The organism is Streptomyces venezuelae (assembly GCF_008642375.1).
In the GTDB taxonomy this organism is placed as follows: Bacteria; Actinomycetota; Actinomycetes; order Streptomycetales; family Streptomycetaceae; genus Streptomyces; species Streptomyces venezuelae_G.
Window position 1 is genome coordinate 3,604,550 of record NZ_CP029194.1, and the last position, 15,724, is coordinate 3,620,273.

The 15,724-nt window shown below is 72.9% G+C and carries 16 protein-coding genes; 2 read left to right on the plus strand and 14 right to left on the minus strand.

Annotated elements, in window-relative coordinates; translation table 11 throughout:
• The first annotated feature begins 8 nt into the window (after positions 1-8).
• Positions 9-1,247: an APC family permease gene (locus tag DEJ46_RS16190; protein ID WP_150267157.1), complete on the plus strand. Its 1,239-nt coding sequence runs from the start codon at positions 9-11 to the stop codon at positions 1,245-1,247.
• Here DEJ46_RS16190 and DEJ46_RS16195 read toward each other — a convergent pair.
• The 14 genes from DEJ46_RS16195 to DEJ46_RS16260 form a co-directional block, all read right to left on the minus strand.
• A complete protein-coding gene (locus DEJ46_RS16195) occupies positions 1,213-2,277 on the minus strand; it encodes a hypothetical protein (protein WP_150267159.1) in 1,065 nt (354 codons plus the stop codon). The two genes, DEJ46_RS16190 and DEJ46_RS16195, sit on opposite strands and share 35 nt — an antisense overlap.
• Positions 2,277-2,669, minus strand: a complete 393-nt coding sequence (locus DEJ46_RS16200; RefSeq protein WP_150267161.1) for a YccF domain-containing protein — start codon at positions 2,667-2,669, stop codon at positions 2,277-2,279. The genes DEJ46_RS16195 and DEJ46_RS16200 overlap by 1 nt, the downstream gene beginning before the upstream one ends.
• A complete protein-coding gene (gene htpX / locus DEJ46_RS16205) occupies positions 2,666-3,529 on the minus strand; it encodes a zinc metalloprotease HtpX (protein WP_150267163.1) in 864 nt (287 codons plus the stop codon). The genes DEJ46_RS16200 and htpX overlap by 4 nt, the downstream gene beginning before the upstream one ends.
• Positions 3,530-3,693: 164 nt before the next feature.
• Positions 3,694-4,149, minus strand: coding sequence for a large conductance mechanosensitive channel protein MscL (mscL, locus tag DEJ46_RS16210; RefSeq protein ID WP_150267165.1), 456 nt, complete (start codon positions 4,147-4,149; stop codon positions 3,694-3,696).
• A gap of 34 nt (positions 4,150-4,183) precedes the next feature.
• Positions 4,184-5,719 (minus strand): NADH-quinone oxidoreductase subunit N, encoded by a 1,536-nt coding sequence (locus DEJ46_RS16215; protein WP_150267167.1) that lies wholly within the window; start codon positions 5,717-5,719, stop codon positions 4,184-4,186.
• Entirely contained in the window at positions 5,716-7,269 is a 1,554-nt protein-coding gene (locus DEJ46_RS16220) for a NuoM family protein (protein WP_150274471.1), read from the minus strand. Before DEJ46_RS16220 ends, DEJ46_RS16215 begins: the two co-directional genes overlap by 4 nt.
• A gap of 27 nt (positions 7,270-7,296) precedes the next feature.
• Positions 7,297-9,288, minus strand: coding sequence for an NADH-quinone oxidoreductase subunit L (locus DEJ46_RS16225; protein WP_150267169.1), 1,992 nt, complete (start codon positions 9,286-9,288; stop codon positions 7,297-7,299).
• Entirely contained in the window at positions 9,285-9,689 is a 405-nt protein-coding gene (gene nuoK / locus DEJ46_RS16230; protein WP_150267172.1) for an NADH-quinone oxidoreductase subunit NuoK, read from the minus strand. Before nuoK ends, DEJ46_RS16225 begins: the two co-directional genes overlap by 4 nt.
• Positions 9,689-10,246 carry an NADH-quinone oxidoreductase subunit J gene (locus DEJ46_RS16235; RefSeq protein WP_223834664.1) on the minus strand — a complete coding sequence of 186 codons (558 nt, stop codon included), beginning with the start codon at positions 10,244-10,246 and terminating at the stop codon, positions 9,689-9,691. The genes nuoK and DEJ46_RS16235 overlap by 1 nt, the downstream gene beginning before the upstream one ends.
• Positions 10,243-10,782 carry a 4Fe-4S binding protein gene (locus tag DEJ46_RS16240; protein ID WP_150267174.1) on the minus strand — a complete coding sequence of 180 codons (540 nt, stop codon included), beginning with the start codon at positions 10,780-10,782 and terminating at the stop codon, positions 10,243-10,245. Before DEJ46_RS16240 ends, DEJ46_RS16235 begins: the two co-directional genes overlap by 4 nt.
• Before the next feature lie 107 nt (positions 10,783-10,889).
• A complete protein-coding gene (locus DEJ46_RS16245; protein WP_150267176.1) occupies positions 10,890-11,858 on the minus strand; it encodes a complex I subunit 1/NuoH family protein in 969 nt (322 codons plus the stop codon).
• The gene (locus tag DEJ46_RS16250) at positions 11,855-13,324 is read right to left on the minus strand and encodes an NADH-quinone oxidoreductase subunit C (RefSeq protein ID WP_150267178.1); all 1,470 of its coding nucleotides are present in this window, start codon (positions 13,322-13,324) and stop codon (positions 11,855-11,857) included. Before DEJ46_RS16250 ends, DEJ46_RS16245 begins: the two co-directional genes overlap by 4 nt.
• Positions 13,321-13,884: an NADH-quinone oxidoreductase subunit B gene (locus DEJ46_RS16255; protein ID WP_150267180.1), complete on the minus strand. Its 564-nt coding sequence runs from the start codon at positions 13,882-13,884 to the stop codon at positions 13,321-13,323. The genes DEJ46_RS16250 and DEJ46_RS16255 overlap by 4 nt, the downstream gene beginning before the upstream one ends.
• The gene (locus tag DEJ46_RS16260; RefSeq protein ID WP_174867584.1) at positions 13,875-14,303 is read right to left on the minus strand and encodes an NADH-quinone oxidoreductase subunit A; all 429 of its coding nucleotides are present in this window, start codon (positions 14,301-14,303) and stop codon (positions 13,875-13,877) included. The genes DEJ46_RS16255 and DEJ46_RS16260 overlap by 10 nt, the downstream gene beginning before the upstream one ends.
• A gap of 146 nt (positions 14,304-14,449) precedes the next feature.
• Here DEJ46_RS16260 and DEJ46_RS16265 point away from each other — a divergent pair, with 146 nt between their 5' ends.
• Positions 14,450-15,613, plus strand: a complete 1,164-nt coding sequence (locus tag DEJ46_RS16265) for a sensor histidine kinase (RefSeq protein ID WP_150267182.1) — start codon at positions 14,450-14,452, stop codon at positions 15,611-15,613.
• Positions 15,614-15,724 lie beyond the last annotated feature (111 nt).

The following is a 15,724-nucleotide window of genomic DNA, read 5'->3' on the forward strand; positions in this document are numbered from 1 at the left end:
TGATGTCCATGACAGAGGAACTGCGCCGGTCGCTCGGCGTCTTCGACGCGGTCGTGATCGGGCTCGGCTCGATGGTCGGGGCAGGCATCTTCGTCGCGCTCGGGCCGGCGGCCGGTGCGGCCGGGTCCGGGGCCGGGCTCCTCGCGGCGCTCGGGGTCGCCGCCGTCGTCGCCTACGCCAACGCCATGGCCTCGGCCCGCCTCGCAGCCCTCTACCCGGCCTCCGGCGGGACCTATGTGTACGGTCGCGAACGTCTCGGGTCGTTCTGGGGATACCTGGCCGGCTGGGCCTTCGTCGTCGGCAAGACCGCCTCGTGCGCGGCGATGGCGCTGACCGTCGGGGCGTACGCGTGGCCCGCCCACGCGCACGCGGTGGCGGTCGCCGCCGTGGTGGCCCTGACGGCCGTCAACTATCGGGGAGTTCAGAAGTCGGCGCTGCTGACACGGGTCATCGTGGCGGTCGTCCTCGCCGTCCTCGCCTGTGTGGTCGCGGTGTCCTTCGGGGCCGGTGAGGCGGCGCGGCCGACGCTCGGCGGAGAGGTCGTCGCGGGCTCGGTCTTCCAGGCCGCCGGTTTGCTCTTCTTCGCGTTCGCGGGGTACGCGCGCATCGCCACGCTCGGCGAGGAGGTCCGCGATCCCGCCCGCACGATCCCCCGGGCGGTGCCGGTGGCCCTCGGGATCGCGCTCGCCGTCTACGCGGCGGTCACGGTGAGCGTGCTCACCGTCCTGGGGCCCGCCGCGCTGGCCGCCTCCCCCGCGCCGCTCGCCGACGCCGCCCGCGCGGCGGACGCGGGGTGGCTGGTGCCGCTCGTCACGGTGGGCGCGGCGGTCGCCGCGCTCGGCTCGCTGCTCTCGTTGATCCTCGGGGTGTCCCGTACGACCCTGGCGATGGCGCGGGACGGATACCTGCCGGGCGCGCTGGCCGTCGTGCACCCCCGCTTCCAGGTGCCGCACCGGGCCGAGCTCGCCGTGGGCGCGGTGGTGGCCGTGGTGGCGGCGACGGCGGACGTACGGGCCGCGATCGGCTTCTCGTCCTTCGGCGTGCTCGTCTACTACGGGATCGCGAACGCGTCCGCCTGGACCCTGGGGGGCCGGAACCGGCCGCTCGCCGCGCTCGGATTCACCGGCTGCGCGGTGCTCGCCTTCGCGCTGCCGCTCGGGTCCGTCCTCGTGGGGTCCGGCGTCCTGGCGGCGGGGGTCGTGGCGTGGGCGGTCAGTCGAGGACGAGCCGTACCCCCGCGTCCGTGAGCGCGTCGACGAGCGCCTGGAAGGTCGCGGGGCGGTTCCCCCTGTAGGGCAGGACGCCCAGGCAGGTGCGGGCCACGTCGGCGCGGTGCCAGACGACGGTGGCGCCGGACAGCTCCTCGCCGATCGCTGCGGCGCCGATCTCCGCGGCACCGATCGCTCCCGCGCCTCCCGCTCGGAAGCAGCGGCCGGGGCCCAGTACGGCCTCCCCCAGCGCGCACCGGAACGAGTCCTCGTCGACGATGTCGGTGCCGTCGAGGTGGTACGTGGCGCCGGGGACGAGCTCAGGGGCGCCGTACGAGCCGTGGGCGGCGGCCCGGTCCAGCCACTCGCCGCGCGCCGCGGCGGCGAACCGCTTCCAGGTGCCGGGCTCGATGGGCCTCGCCTGCCAGAACAGGTCCCATATCTCGCCGGTCGCGGGCGGCACCAGGCCCGTACGGGGGAAGGAGAGGGTGAGGTCGAGGAGGCCCCGGTGGCGGGTGGAGGTGTCCCAGCCGGTGATCCGGCCCGCCTCGCCCTCGTGGTGGTGGTTCCCGATCCGGGTGAGCCCTTGGTAGCGCACCTCCCGGAACTCCTCGGCGCCCGCGTCGAGGGCGTCGCGGAGCTCGCCGCGCGGGGAGCAGCCGACGAAGGTGACGTCGGTGTGGGTCTCCTCCTCGGGTGCGGCGGGCACGACCCGGACGAGGTTCCCGCACGGGACCGCGTCGGGCGGGTGGTGGACGCGGTGCGGCTCGCCGGCCGCCTCCACCGTGACGACGTCGCCGCGCATGCCGAGGACGCGGGTGTCCGCGAGGGCCCAGCCGGTGCCGTGGAGGTCGACGACGAGCCTGCCGAAGGGTGCGGTGCCCTCGACGACCGCCTGGGTGACGGCCCGGGACAGTGCGCCGCGCGGTTCGCAGCCGCGGAGCTCGTAGCGGATCCTGGCGGGGCGGGCCGGTGCGGCGAAGAGGCCCTCGACGTCCTTGCAGAGGGCCAGGACGTGGCGGGCGGGGTCACCGGGGGCGGGCACCAGCGCATAGCGGGGGTGCTGCATCAGCGGGCCGCGTACGCCTGGTCCGTGCGGACGATCTCCTTGCCGAGAGGGAGCAGCGAGACCGGGATCAGCTTGAAGTTCGCGATGCCGAGCGGGATGCCGATGATCGTGATGCAGAGGGCGATGCCGGTGGCGATGTGGCCGAGGGCGAGCCACCAGCCGGCGAGGATCAGCCACAGCACGTTGCCCACGCAGGAGGGGGCGCCCGCGTCGCGGCGGTCGACGACCGTGTACCCGAAGGGCCACAGGGCGTAGATGCCGATGCGGAAGGCGGCGAGGCCGAAGGGGATGCCGATGATCGTGATGCAGAGCAGGACTCCGGCCAGCATGTAGCCGAGGAACATCCAGAATCCGCAGAGGATCAGCCAGATGATGTTGAGGATGGTCTTCACGGGCGTCGACCTGCCATCTGTTCGAGCCGGGCGATGCGCTCGGCCATCGGCGGATGGGTGGAGAACATCTTGGACATGCCCCTACCGGGGCGGAACGGGTTGGCGATCATCATGTGGCTCGCGGTCTCGATCCGGGGCTCGGGCGGCAGCGGCAGCTGCTTGGTTCCCGCCTCCAGCTTCTTCAGGGCGCTGGCCAGGGCGAGCGGGTCGCCGGTGAGCTGGGCGCCGGAGGCGTCGGCCTCGTACTCGCGGGAGCGGGAGATGGCGAGCTGGATGATCGAGGCGGCGATCGGGCCCAGGATGAGGATCAGCAGGTAACCGAGGAGTCCGGGGCCGTCGTCGTCGCTGGAGCGGCCGACGGGGATCAGCCAGGCGAAGTTGACCAGGAACATGATCACGGAGGCGAGTGCTCCGGCGACCGAGGAGATGAGGATGTCCCGGTTGTAGACGTGACTCAGCTCGTGGCCGATGACCCCGCGCAGCTCGCGCTCGTCGAGGATCGCGAGGATGCCCTCGGTGCAGCAGACGGCGGCGTTGCGCGGGTTGCGGCCGGTCGCGAAGGCGTTGGGTGCCTGGGTCGGCGAGATGTAGAGCCGCGGCATCGGCTGGCGGGCCTGCGTGGAGAGCTCGCGCACCATCTTGTACAGCGCGGGAGCCTCGAACTCGCTGACCGGGCGGGCCCGCATGGCCCGCAGCGCCAGCTTGTCGCTGTTCCAGTACGCGTACGCGTTGGTGCCGAGCGCCACGAAGAGCGCGACGATCAGCCCCGTCCGGCCGAAGAAGCTGCCGATGACGATGATGAGGGCGGAGAGCCCTCCGAGGAGGACGGCGGTCCTCAGCCCGTTGTGCCGGCGGTGCACGGTACGCCCTCCAAGTCGTGCGGCAGGGGAACCCTTTGCTTCGTGGTGGTCCACTGGTCCAGTGGACCCTCCCGTACTGGTCAACGCCAGGCGGGAGGCTCGGGTTCCCCCGGCCGTACCGGGGGCGGCTGTGGGCCGTTCGGGTGATGGGCGCCCTGTGAGAGCTAGCGGGCCGCCGGCACCCCGATCTTCTCCAGGTGGGCGGCGGTGGGCTCGACCTCGCTGGTGCAGTGGGCGCAGCGGGAGGCGATGGCCGGGATCTCGGTGAAACAGCGGGGGCAGTCGCGCTTCTCCGACTTGGGGTCGGCCGCCTCCTCCTTGGCGAACTTCTCCTGGACCTTCGCGAGCGGGGCGACGATCAGGAAGTAGAGGACGCCGGCGGTGATGACGAAGGCTATGGCGGCGGAGATGGCGAGGCCGTAGGGGAAGACGGTCTTCCCGATGCTGAACTTCGCCTCGCTGAAGTCGCCGACGGAGCCGGTGGCGAGACCGATGAGCGGGGTGATGAAGGCCTTGCTGAAGCCCGTGACGACGGCCGTGAACGCGGTTCCGACGGCCAGACCGATGGCCATCGAGATGACGTTGCCGCGAAGTATGAAGTCCTTGAATCCGTTCAGCACGGGGTGTTGCTCCTCGGTGTTTCCTTGTGGGGGGTCAGAAAAGGCTGTCCGTGGCGAAGCGGAGGGCGAACTGCGGGTAGCCCGACAGGACGGCTCCGCCTGCGGCGGTCAGCGCGATCGTCAGGGTGACCGGCACGGAGGCCTTGTGGGGGACGGGGGCACCCACCGGCGCGCGGAAGAGCAGTGCCGTCCATCGCAGGTAGTAGTACAGCGCGATCACGACGTTGAGGCCCATCACCACGGCCAGCCAGCCGAGGCCCGCGTCGACGGCCGACGAGAAGACGGTCACCTTGGCGAAGAGGCCGATGATACCCGGGGGCAAACCGGCCAGATTCAGGAGGAAGAACCCCAGCGCGAGGGCGGCGGCGGGGCTGGCCGCGTACAGGCCCCGGTAGTCCGCGATCCGGTTCGCGGGGCGGGTGCGGGCGACGAGGGCGACGACCGCGAAGGCGCCGAGGTTCACGACGGCGTACATCAGGGCGTACGCGACGGTGGCGCCGACCTGGTCGTCGTCGGAGTACGCGGCGGCCGCGATCGGCACCAGGAGGTAGCCGGCCTGGGCGACGGAGGACCAGGCGAGCAGCCGGACCGCGCTCCACGCGCGCGTGGAGACCTGGCGGAGGGCCGCGACGTTGCCCGCGGTCATCGTGAGCGCGGCGAGGACGGCGAGCGCCGGGCCCCAGACGTCCGCGTACGAGGGGAAGGCGACGACCGTCACGAGGATGAGGCCGGTGAAGCCGACGGCCTTGCCGACCACGGAGAGGTAGGCGGCGACGGGCAGCGGGGCTCCGACGTAGGTGTCGGGGACCCAGAAGTGGAAGGGGACGGCGGCCGTCTTGAAGGCGAAGCCGACGAGGGTGAGGGCGACGCCGGCCTGGGCGAGCGTCTCCAGCTGTCCGGGGACCTCGTCGAGGCGCTGGGCGATCTCCGTGAGGTGGAGGGTGCCGGTCGCCGCGTACACGAAGCTGACGCCGAGCAGGGTGACGGCGGTCGCGGTGACGGAGGAGAGGAAGAACTTGAGCGCGGCCTCGCCGGACTTGCGGTCGCCGCGCTTGAGGCCGACGAGCGCGAAGGCGGGCAGCGAGGCCACTTCGAGGGCGACGACGAGCGTCGCGAGGTCGCGGGAGGCGGGCAGCAGGGCGGCGCCGGCGGCCGAGGAGAGCAGCAGGAACCAGAACTCGCCGGCCGGGAGCTTCTCGCGGGTCTCGTCCAGGGAGAGGAGCGCGGTGACCAGCGCGCCGCCGAGGACGAGCAGCTGGACGACGAGGGTGAAGTGGTCCGCGGTGTAGCTGCACGCGGCCGCGTGCCCCTGGGCCTGGGCCTCGGCGGTGAGGCAGAAGGTGGAGCGGTCGCCGGCCCGCAGCGGGACGAGGAGGGCGAGGGCGGCGACGAGGCCGCCGATCGCGGTCCAGCCGAGGATCCGCTTGCGCTCCGGGGGGACGAAGAGGTCGGCGACGAGGACGGCGAGGGCGACCACGGCCGTGAGGGTCGGGGGCGCGATCGTGAGCCAGTCGATGGACTGGACGAGCGACTCGCTCGGCTCGCTGGCGAGCGTCGTCACGGGGGTCATCGGGTGCCTCCGGCGAGGAGCTGCTGGACGGCCGGGTCGGTGAGGCCGAGGAGGACGGCGGGCCAGAGTCCGGCGAGGACGGTGAGGGCGACGAGCGGGGTCCAGGCGGCGAACTCGTACCCCTGGACGTCGGCGATCGCCGTCTCCCCCGCCGGGCGGGGGCCGCCCATGCAGACGCGGCGGACGACGATGAGGAGGTACGCGGCGGTGAGCAGCGTGCCGAACGCGCCGATCGCCATGAAGGTGAGGAAGGCGGGGCGGCTGAGGCCCTCGGCGGGTTCGAAGGCGCCGAAGAGTGCCAGCATCTCGCCCCAGAAGCCGGCCAGGCCGGGGAGGCCGAGGGAGGCGACGGCGGCGAACGCGAGGAGGGCGCCGAGGCGCGGGGCGCGGCCGTAGAGGGCGGCGCCGGTGGCCCCGGCGAGGGTGTCGAGGTCGGCGGTGCCGTACCGGTCCTTGAGGGCGCCGACCAGGAAGAAGAGGAGGCCGGTGACGAGGCCGTGGGCGATGTTGGCGAAGAGGGCGCCGTTGACTCCGGTGGGCGTCATGGTGGCGATGCCGAGGAGGACGAAGCCCATGTGGCCGACGGAGGAGTACGCGATCAGCCGCTTGAGGTCTCCCTTGGCGCCGGGGCGCGCGAGGGCGAGGCAGGCGAGCGATCCGTAGACGATCCCGGCGACGGCGAAGGCCGCGAGGTACGGCGCGAAGGTCCGCATGCCGTCGGGGGCGATGGGGAGGACGATGCGGACGAAGCCGTACGTGCCCATCTTGAGCAGGACGCCGGCGAGGAGGACCGAGCCGACGGTGGGGGCGGCGGTGTGGGCGTCCGGGAGCCAGCTGTGCAGCGGCCACATCGGGGTCTTCACCGCGAGCCCGAGACCGATCGCGAGAACGGCGGTGACCTGCACGGTCGTGCTCAGTCCACGGCCGTTGTCAGTGGCGAGTGCCAGCATGTCGAAGGTGCCCGCCTGTACGCCGATGAGGAGCAGGCCGAGCAGCATGACGACGGAGCCGAGCAGCGTGTAGAGGATGAACTTCCAGGCGGCGGCCTGCCTGCCCTCGCCGCCCCAGCGGGCGATGAGGAAGTACATCGGGATGAGGACCATCTCGAAGGCCAGGAAGAACAGGACGAGGTCGAGGACGGCGAAGGTCGCCAGGGTGCCGGACTCCAGGACGAGGAGCAGCGCGACGAAGGCCTTGGGGGAAGGCCCGCTCGGCATCTTGAAGTAGCTGTACAGCGCGCAGAGGAAGGTCAGCAGCGCGGTCAGGACCAGCAGGGGGAGGGAAATGCCGTCGATGCCGAGGTGGATGCGCACGTCGAGTGCGGGGATCCACGTGATGTCCGTCGTGGCCTGCATCCTCGACGGCCGGTCGTGGTCGAAGCCCAGCGTGAGGACGATCGCGGCCAGCAGGATCACACCGGTGACGGTGACGCCGTGCCGGAGCACGGCCTGGTCCGGGGACTTCCCCTTCAGCCCCGGCGGGGCCGGGAGGAGGGCGGCGGCCGCGCCGATGAGCGGGCCGACGACGGTGAACGCGAGAAGGAACTGCATCACGGATTCGCTGATATCGATCACGGCTCACGCTCCGGCGACGGCGTTGGCGAGGGCGACTGCGGCGATCACCAGGACGACGGAGCCGGCGAGCAGGGCGCTCAGGTAGGTCTGGACGTTGCCGGTCTGGGCGCGGCGGACGAGCCAGCCGAGCCCCTTGGCGGAGTCGCCCGCGGCGCGGACGTAGGTGTCGACGACCTCGCGGTCCAGGAAGCGGACCAGGGAGGCGGCGGCGAGGACGGGGCGGACGAACGCGGCCCGGTAGACGGCGTCCAGGTGGAAGCCGTCGGTGGCCGGGGCGTGCAGCGGCCCGAGGAGGGCGCGGCCGGGGTCGGTCGGGTCCTCGGCGGGGTGCGGCAGGTGCAGCGCCTCCTTCTCGACCAGGCCGGCGTCGGCGTCGGGGTGGGCCACGTGCGGGAGCGGTACGGGGCCGGCGACCGGGGTCCTGGCCGCGAGGGTGCGCCAGACCGCGTACGTGATCACGGCTCCGGCGGCGGCGAGGCCCGTGCCCAGGACGGCCGTGGTGACGGTCGGGGTGAGGGCGTGGCCGTCGAACCAGTCGTCGAGGTAGGTGACGGTCAGACCGAAGCCCAGGGAGGGGATCGCGAGGACCCACAGGACCGTCGTCATGGCGATCGGCTGGCGGCCGTGGTCGGGGGCCTCGGCGCCGCGGCCGCGGAAGGCGCGCAGCCACAGGCGGAGGGCGTAGGCCGCGGTGAGGAGGGCGGTGAGCAGCCCGGCGACGAGGACGGTCCAGCCGGCCCCGGCGGGGGCCGGCTGGACGGTCTGGTCCCCGAGCGCGGTGTGCTCGGCGGCCACGAGGACGGCTTCCTTGGAGAAGAAGCCGGCGAACGGCGGGATCGCGGCGAGCGCGAGGAGGGCGACGGTCATCGTCCAGTACGCGTCGGGGACGCGCTTGGCGAGGCCGCTCATGCGGGACATGGCGGTGAGCGAGTTCGTCCCGGCGGCGTGGATGACCGTGCCGGCGGCGAGGAAGAGCAGCGCCTTGAAGGCGGCGTGCGAGAGGAGGTGGAAGGCGGCGGCCCCGCGGTCGCCGACGGCGAGCGCGCCGGCCATGTAGCCGAGCTGACCGATCGTCGAGTAGGCGAGGACCCGCTTGATGTCGTCCTGGGCGAGCGCGGCCAGCGCCGAGCCGACCATGGTGACCGCGGCCATGACGGCGAGCACCGTCATCGCGGCGGCGGAGGCGGCGAAGACGGGCAGCAGCCGGGCCGTGAAGTAGATGCCGGCGGCGACCATCGTCGCCGCGTGGATGAGCGCGGAGACGGGGGTGGGGCCGGCCATCGCGTCCGGCAGCCAGGTGTGCAGCGGGAACTGCGCCGACTTGCCGGCCACGCCCGCGAGCAGCAGCAGCGCGATCAGGGTGGGGTGGTCGAGGCCGCCGCTCGCGACGGCGCCGAGGACCCCGGTGATCCGGAAGGTGCCGGCGTCGGCGGCGAGCGCGAAGAGACCGATGAGGAAGGGGACGTCGCCGAGCTTGGTGACGAGGAAGGCCTTGAGGGAGGCGGCCCGCGCCTCGGGGGTCTCCCAGTAGTGGCCGACGAGGAAGTACGAGCAGATGCCCATGATCTCCCAGCCGACCAGGAGCACCATCAGGTCGCCGGAGTAGACGACGAGCAGCATCGCGGAGGTGAAGAGGGAGACGAGCGCGGCGTACGAGGGGTAGCGGGGGTCGTCCCGGAGGTAGCCCGTCGAGTAGATCTGCACGCAGGTCGCGACCACGCCGACGAGGACGGCGACGAGGGCGGCGAAGCCGTCGATGTACAGGCTCAGATCGATGGGGACGGAGCCTGTCGGCGTGAGCTGGGTGCCGGCGTTGATCGCCGCGCCCCCGCCCTGCCGTGCGGCGACGAGGGCGGCGAGGACGGCCGCCGCGAAGGTCGGGAGCACGGCGAGGGGCCGGACGAAGCCGGGCGCGGTGCGGCCCAGGAGGAGTCCGGCGACGGAGCCGAGGAAGGGCAGGAGGGGGACGAGGACGGCCAGGGTCGTGGTGGTCACGCGGTGGCCTCGGCCTTCTCGCCGTGGGGCGTCTCGTCGGTGGGCGTCCCGGCGGCGCCCGCGTCGTCGGCGGTTCCGTCGTCCGGGGATCCGGGGCGCTCCGCCGTGTCGCGGAGGCGGTCGACGTCCGCGGTGCCGCGGTTGCGGTGGACCATCAGGACGATCGCGAGGCCGATGCCGATCTCGGCGGCGGCGACGGCGATGGTGAAGAGGGTGAGGGCCTGCCCGGCGTGCAGGGTGTCGCGGAGCCAGACGTCGAAGGCGACCAGGTTGAGATTGACGGCGTTGAGCATCAGCTCGACGGACATCAGGACCAGGATCGCGTTGCGGCGGGCGAGGACGCCGTACACGCCGACACAGAAGAGGAGCGCGGCGAGGACCGCGGGATAGGCGAGGTGCATCAGCGCTCCTGCTCCTTCTTGCGGGAGAGGACGATCGCGCCGACCAGCGCGGCCAGGAGGAGCACCGAGAGGGCCTCGAAGGGCAGCACCCAGTGCTTGAAGAGGGTGGCGCCGGTGACCTCGGTGGAGCCCTGGACGGCGCCGTCGAGGTCGATCCAGGTCGTGCGGAACGCGTCGGCGACGACCCAGACGAGCGCGACGGCGGCGGCGAGCGCCACGCCGAGGGCGACCGGGCGGTTGCCGGAGTCGGCGTCCGGGGAGCGGCCGATGGGGGCCTTGGTGAGCATGAGGCCGAAGAGGAGGAGGACGACGACGGAGCCGACGTAGATCAGTACCTGGACCCAGGCGATGAACTCGGCGGTCAGGAGCAGGTACTCGACGGCGAGCCCGCCGAGCGCCACGACCAGCCAGAGGGCGGCGTGGACGAGCTGGCGGGTGGTGACGGTGACGACGGCCGCGCCGAGGGTGACGAGGCCGACGAGGAGGAAGGCGATCTCGACGCCGGAGGGCGAGAGGAAACCGGGGGTCTCCGCGGCCGCTTGTGCTGCCAGGATCACTGCTGCTCCTCCGGGGCCTGGGACCGGGCCTCTGCTTGGGCCTCCGCCTGGGCCGCTGCCTCGGCCGCCGCCTTCTCCGCCGCCTTCTCGGCTGCCTTGCGGGCCGCGGCGATCTCCTTCGGTTCCTCCGCCTTCGGGTCGAGCGCGGGCGGCTCGGGGACCGTCCACATCCACTCGCGGAGCTTGTCCCGCTCGTGGGTGAGCTCGTGGATGTCGGTCTCCGCGTACTCGAACTCGGGCGACCAGAAGAGCGCGTCGAAGGGGCAGACCTCGATGCAGATACCGCAGTACATGCAGAGCGAGAAGTCGATGGCGAAGCGGTCGAGGACGTTCCGGCTGCGCTCGCGGCCGCCGGGGGCGGCGGGCGGCACCGTCTCCTTGTGGGAGTCGATGTAGATGCACCAGTCGGGGCACTCGCGGGCGCAGAGCATGCAGACCGTGCAGTTCTCCTCGAACAGTCCGATGACCCCGCGGGTGCGGGGCGGCAGCTCGGGCTGGACGTCCGGGTACTGCGCGGTGACGGTCTTCTTCGTCATCGTGCGGAGTGTGACGGCGAGTCCCTTGGCGAGGCCGGATCCGGGAAACGAGCGGGGCCGCCCGGAGGGCGTCGTCGAGGGGTGGTGGTCGGGAGACGGGCGGGACATTACTGGATCGCCACCTTCACGATGCCGGTGAGCGCGATCTGCGCGAGGGCGAGCGGGACGAGCGTCGTCCAGGCGAGCTTCTGGAGCTGGTCCTCGCGCAGGCGCGGGTAGGTGACCCGCAGCCAGATGACGACGAAGGCGAGGACGGCGGTCTTGAGGAGGGTCCAGACCCAGCCGAGGCCGTCGCCGCCGAAGGGGCCGTGCCAGCCGCCGAGGAAGAGGACGGTGGTGAGACCGCAGAGGACGACGATGCCCGCGTACTCGGCGAGCAGGAAGAGCGCGAAGCGGAGGCCGGTGTACTCGGTGTACGCGCCGAAGATGATCTCCGAGTCGGCCACCGGCATGTCGAACGGCGGCCGCTGGAGCTCGGCGAGACCGGCCACGAAGAAGACGATCGCGCCGACGATCTGCCAGGGCAGCCACCACCACTCGAAGGCGTTGAGGATGCCGGGGAGGGAGACGGTGCCGGCGGCCATCGCGACGGAGGCGGCGGCGAGCAGCATCGGGAGCTCGTAGGCGAGCAGCTGGGCGGCGGTACGGAGGCCGCCGAGCAGGGAGAACTTGTTGGCGGAGGCCCAGCCGGCCATGAGGCTGCCGAGCACGCCGACGCCCATGACGGCCAGTACGAAGAAGATGCCCGCGTCGACGACCTGGCCGACCGCGCCCTCGCTCGGCCCGATCGGGATCGCGAGGAGGACGAGGAGGTACGGGAGAAGGGCGACGGCCGGCGCGAGCTGGAAGACCCGGCGGTCGGCGTCCTTCGGGACGACGTCCTCCTTCTGCGCGAACTTCACGCCGTCGGCGACGAGCTGGGCCCAGCCGTGGAAGCCGCCGGCGTACATGGGGCCGAGGCGGCCCTGCATGTGGGCCATGACCTTGTGCTCGGTCTGGCCGACGACGAGGGGCAGGACGAGGAACAGCCCGAAGACGATCAGGAGCCGGACGGCGACGTCGAGTGCGTCGTTCACGCGGGGTCGCCTCCGGCGGGGTCGGTGGTTTCGGTGGTCTCGGCGGCATCTCGCCGCCCTGCGGGCGGCCCGCCCTCGGGCTCCGCTGCCGCGGGCGGCGGGCCTTCGGCCGGGGCGGGCCGGGTGGCCGGGGCGGCGCCTGCGGCCGGGCCCGGCGCGACCGGGGTCGCCGGTGCGTCGGGCTCAGCCGGGGTCGCCGGGTCCGTGGCCCTCTCGGCCGGGGCGGCCGGCTCGGCCGGGGTCGCCCCCGTGGCCGGGCCATCGGGCTGAGCCGGGGCCCCCGCCTCGGCCGGAACGGCCGGGTCGTCGGCGACCGGAGCCGCCGGAGCCTCGGGCCCGGTCGGCGTGGCCGCCGTCTTCGGCTCCGCCGGGGCGGTCGGGGCCGCCTCGGCCGGGGCTTCCGGCTGTTCGGGCTTCTCGTCGAAGGCCGGGCGGGCGTGGTGCCAGGGGGCGTCCGAGCTGCGGGTGCGCGGGGCGGCGGGCGTCGCGGTGCCCGGAGCCGCCTGGCTCGCCGAGCCGTCGGCCGTCGTGCGCGAGCGGCGCACCGGAGCACCCGGCTCCGGAGCCGCCTGGCTCGCCGAACCCTCCGCCGTCGTGCGCGAGCGGCGCACCGGAGCACCCGGCTCCGGAGCCGCCTGGCTCGCCGAACCCTCCGACACCGAGCGCGAGCGGCGCACCGGAGCACCCGGCTCCGGAGCCGCCTGGCTCGCCGAGCCCTCCGACACCGAGCGCGAGCGGCGTGCCGGTGTGCTCGGGTCCGGCCGGCTTGCCGAGCCCTCGGTCACCGAGCGGGAGCGGCGTGCCGGTGCGCCCGCTTCCGGGCCCTCCGTGGTCGCGCGGGCCCGGCCCGCCGCCGCGCGGGCCGGGCGGGTCGGGGCCGGGGGGAGCTGGCCCTTGAGGGGGCCCCACTCGTTGGGGTCGGGTACGCCCGGCGGGAGCATCTGGCGGCGCTTCGGGCCTCCGCCGTCGTGGGACTCGCCCGGCTCCTTCGCGCCCGGCCAAGCCTTCGCGACCCGGGCCGCGAGGACGAAGTCCTTGCGGAGCGGGTGGCCCTCGAAGTTCTCCGGGAGGAGGAGGGGGACGAGGTGCGGGTGGCCCGTGAAGTCCACGCCGAACATCTCGTGGGTCTCGCGCTCGTGCCAGCCCGCGCCCGCGTACACCCCGATCGCCGTCGGAAGGGCCGGGGCCTCGTGCGGGACCGTCGTGCGGAGGAGGAGGCGGCGCGGCGGGTGGCCGGCCGCGAGGGCGACCACGTGCGCGCAGACGCGGAAGCCCGTGCCCGGTTCGTCGACCGCGCTGAGCCAGTCGAAGAAGGTGCAGCCCAGCTCGTCGCGGGCGGTGGTGAGGGCCGTGATCCAGGCGGCCGGCGGGACGTCGACGGTCAGCAGGTCGTACGCCTGCTCCGCCGTCGCCTGCTCGCCGAAGACGTCCTTGACGGAGTCGGGGAGGGAGTCGAAGGCGCTCATGACGTGGCTCCCGGCGGGGGCGTCAGCGGGCTCGTCAGCTCCGCGACCGAGGCGGTCTTCGCGTACCGCTCCGCCAGGCTCTCGCGTGCGATCTTCTCCTGGAGCTTGAGGATGCCCTGGAGGAGCGCTTCGGGGCGCGGCGGGCAGCCCGGCACGTACACGTCGACGGGGATGATCTGGTCGACGCCCTTCGTCACCGAGTACGAGTCCCAGTACGGGCCGCCGCAGTTGGAGCAGGCGCCGAAGGAGATCACGTACTTCGGCTCGGGCATCTGCTCGTACAGGCGCTTCACGGCCGGGGCCATCTTGTCCGTCACCGTGCCGGAGACGATCATCAGGTCGGCCTGGCGCGGCCCCGGCGCGAAGGGGATCACGCCGAGCCGGATGAAGTCGTGCCGGGCCATCGACGCGGCGATGAACTCGATCGCGCAGCAGGCGAGGCCGAAGTTGAAGACCCACAGGCTGTAGCGGCGGCCCCAGTTCAGGACCACCTTCATCGGCTCGGGCGCCAGGCGGGCGAGCGGCCCCAGCGTGGGTGCGGGCAGCGGTGTTACGTCCATGTCAGGACGCCCTTCTTGTACGCGTAGAGCAGCCCCACGGCCAGGAAGCCGAGGAAGACGAACATCTCGACCAGGGTCGTGGCGCCGTAGCCGGGCGCCGCGAAGACCGTCGCCCAGGGGAAGAGGAAGATCGAGTCCACGGCGAAGATCACGTAGAGGAACGCGTACACGTAGTAGCGGACCTGGGTGTGCGCCCAGCCCTCCCCCACGGGGTCGACGCCGCACTCGTAGGTGAGGAGCTTCTCGGGCGTCGGCACGACCGGCCTGAGCAGCCGGTTGGCCGTGAACGCCACGGCGACGAAGAGCACGCCGACGACGGCGAGCACGCCGACGACGGAGTACGTCTGGAAGTAGTCCGCCGCGTCGGCCGCGACAACGGTCGGTTCCCGCACGTCCGCCCCTCGGTCTCGGTGTCTCATGGGTCACTTCTGTACGGACGCGAGTCTAGGCCCTGCTAAAGGGACCGTAAGCAGTCCCCGGGCAGTCCCCGGTGGGGATATCCCTACTCCCGCTCACCCACCTCCCCCATGGCGTCGTGCGCTCCGCGACCGGCAGTCTGGGGACCATGAGCGCCGATCATGAATCCACCGCCGCCCCCCGTCCGCCCGTGCGATCCGCCTACGGCAAGGAGACCTGGAAGGAGATCGCCTTCCTCCTCTCCAATCTCTTCACGGCCCTGGCCGGTTTCGTCTACGCGGTCGTGACCGTCCTGGTCGGCGTGAGCCTCTCCGTCACGGTGATCGGGCTGCCGCTGCTCGCCCTCGGGCTCGGCGGCGCGCGCTGGATCGGCCGGTCGGAGCGGGCGCGGGCCCGCTCGCTGCTCGAGGTACGGATCCCGGAGCCGTCCCGGATGCCGAAGGGCCACGGCTTCTTCGGCTGGCTCTGGTCCTCGCTGAAGGACCCGGTGGCCTGGCGGACGCAGCTGTACGGGCTGATCCGGCTGCCCTGGGGCATCGTGACGTTCACCGTCACCCTGGTCTCGCTCCTGATCCTCTGGCCCGTCCTGCCCTTCATCTCCCGCGGTCTGTCCAACGGCGACCGGGGCATGGTCCGCGGTCTGCTCTCGCCCTCCGACGAGCTGGAGCGGCGGATCGCCGAGCTGGAGTCGGACCGGGGCGTGGTCGTGGACACGGCCGCGGCGGACCTGCGGCGCATCGAGCGCGATCTGCACGACGGAGCGCAGGCCCGGCTCGTCGCCCTCGCGATGGGCCTCGGTCTCGCGAAGGAGAAGCTCCTGGAGGACCCGGAGGGTGCCGCGGCGATGGTCGACGAGGCCCACGGCGAGGTGAAGCTCGCGCTCCAGGAGCTGCGGGACCTGGCCCGGGGCATCCACCCGGCCGTCCTCACGGACCGGGGGCTCAGCGCCGCGCTCTCCTCGGTGTCCGCGCGCTGCACGGTCCCGGTGAAGGTGTCGGTGGACCTGGCGGAGCGGCCGGCCGAGGCGATCGAGGGCATCGCCTACTTCACGGTCTCGGAGCTCCTCCAGAACGTCTCGAAGCACGCCCGGGCCCGGACCGCGTCCGTGGACGTGTGGCGGGTGGAGGACCGGCTGATGCTCCAGGTGCGCGACGACGGCGCCGGCGGGGCGCGGCTCGACGGCGGGACGGGGCTCGCGGGTCTGACGGAGCGGCTCGGGGCGGTGGACGGGCTCCTCGTCGTCGACTCCCCCGAGGGCGGTCCGACGACGGTCACGGCGGAGCTGCCGTGGCGCCCCCGGCCGGCTTCCTGAGTCACGGGTCCGCCTGAGGCCGGGTCCCAGCAGGCACCAGGTAGGGAAAACCCCCCGCCCGAGACGCCCACTCCCCTCATGGTCCGGGGCGCGGCGGGACGGAACCCTGGA

Bases quoted from the DNA above. Each gene is read 5' to 3' on its own strand.
- DEJ46_RS16190 (WP_150267157.1), top strand. From the start codon at position 9: ATGACAGAGGAACTGCGCCGGTCGCTCGGCGTCTTCGACGCGGTCGTG.
- DEJ46_RS16195 (WP_150267159.1), bottom strand. From the start codon at position 2,277: ATGCAGCACCCCCGCTATGCGCTGGTGCCCGCCCCCGGTGACCCCGCC.
- DEJ46_RS16215 (WP_150267167.1), bottom strand. From the start codon at position 5,719: ATGACCCCCGTGACGACGCTCGCCAGCGAGCCGAGCGAGTCGCTCGTC.
- DEJ46_RS16220 (WP_150274471.1), bottom strand. From the start codon at position 7,269: ATGCAGTTCCTTCTCGCGTTCACCGTCGTCGGCCCGCTCATCGGCGCG.
- nuoK (WP_150267172.1), bottom strand. From the start codon at position 9,689: ATGCACCTCGCCTATCCCGCGGTCCTCGCCGCGCTCCTCTTCTGTGTC.
- DEJ46_RS16240 (WP_150267174.1), bottom strand. From the start codon at position 10,782: ATGACGAAGAAGACCGTCACCGCGCAGTACCCGGACGTCCAGCCCGAG.
- DEJ46_RS16250 (WP_150267178.1), bottom strand. From the start codon at position 13,324: ATGAGCGCCTTCGACTCCCTCCCCGACTCCGTCAAGGACGTCTTCGGC.
- DEJ46_RS16255 (WP_150267180.1), bottom strand. From the start codon at position 13,884: ATGGACGTAACACCGCTGCCCGCACCCACGCTGGGGCCGCTCGCCCGC.
- DEJ46_RS16260 (WP_174867584.1), bottom strand. From the start codon at position 14,303: ATGAGACACCGAGACCGAGGGGCGGACGTGCGGGAACCGACCGTTGTC.
- DEJ46_RS16265 (WP_150267182.1), top strand. From the start codon at position 14,450: ATGAGCGCCGATCATGAATCCACCGCCGCCCCCCGTCCGCCCGTGCGA.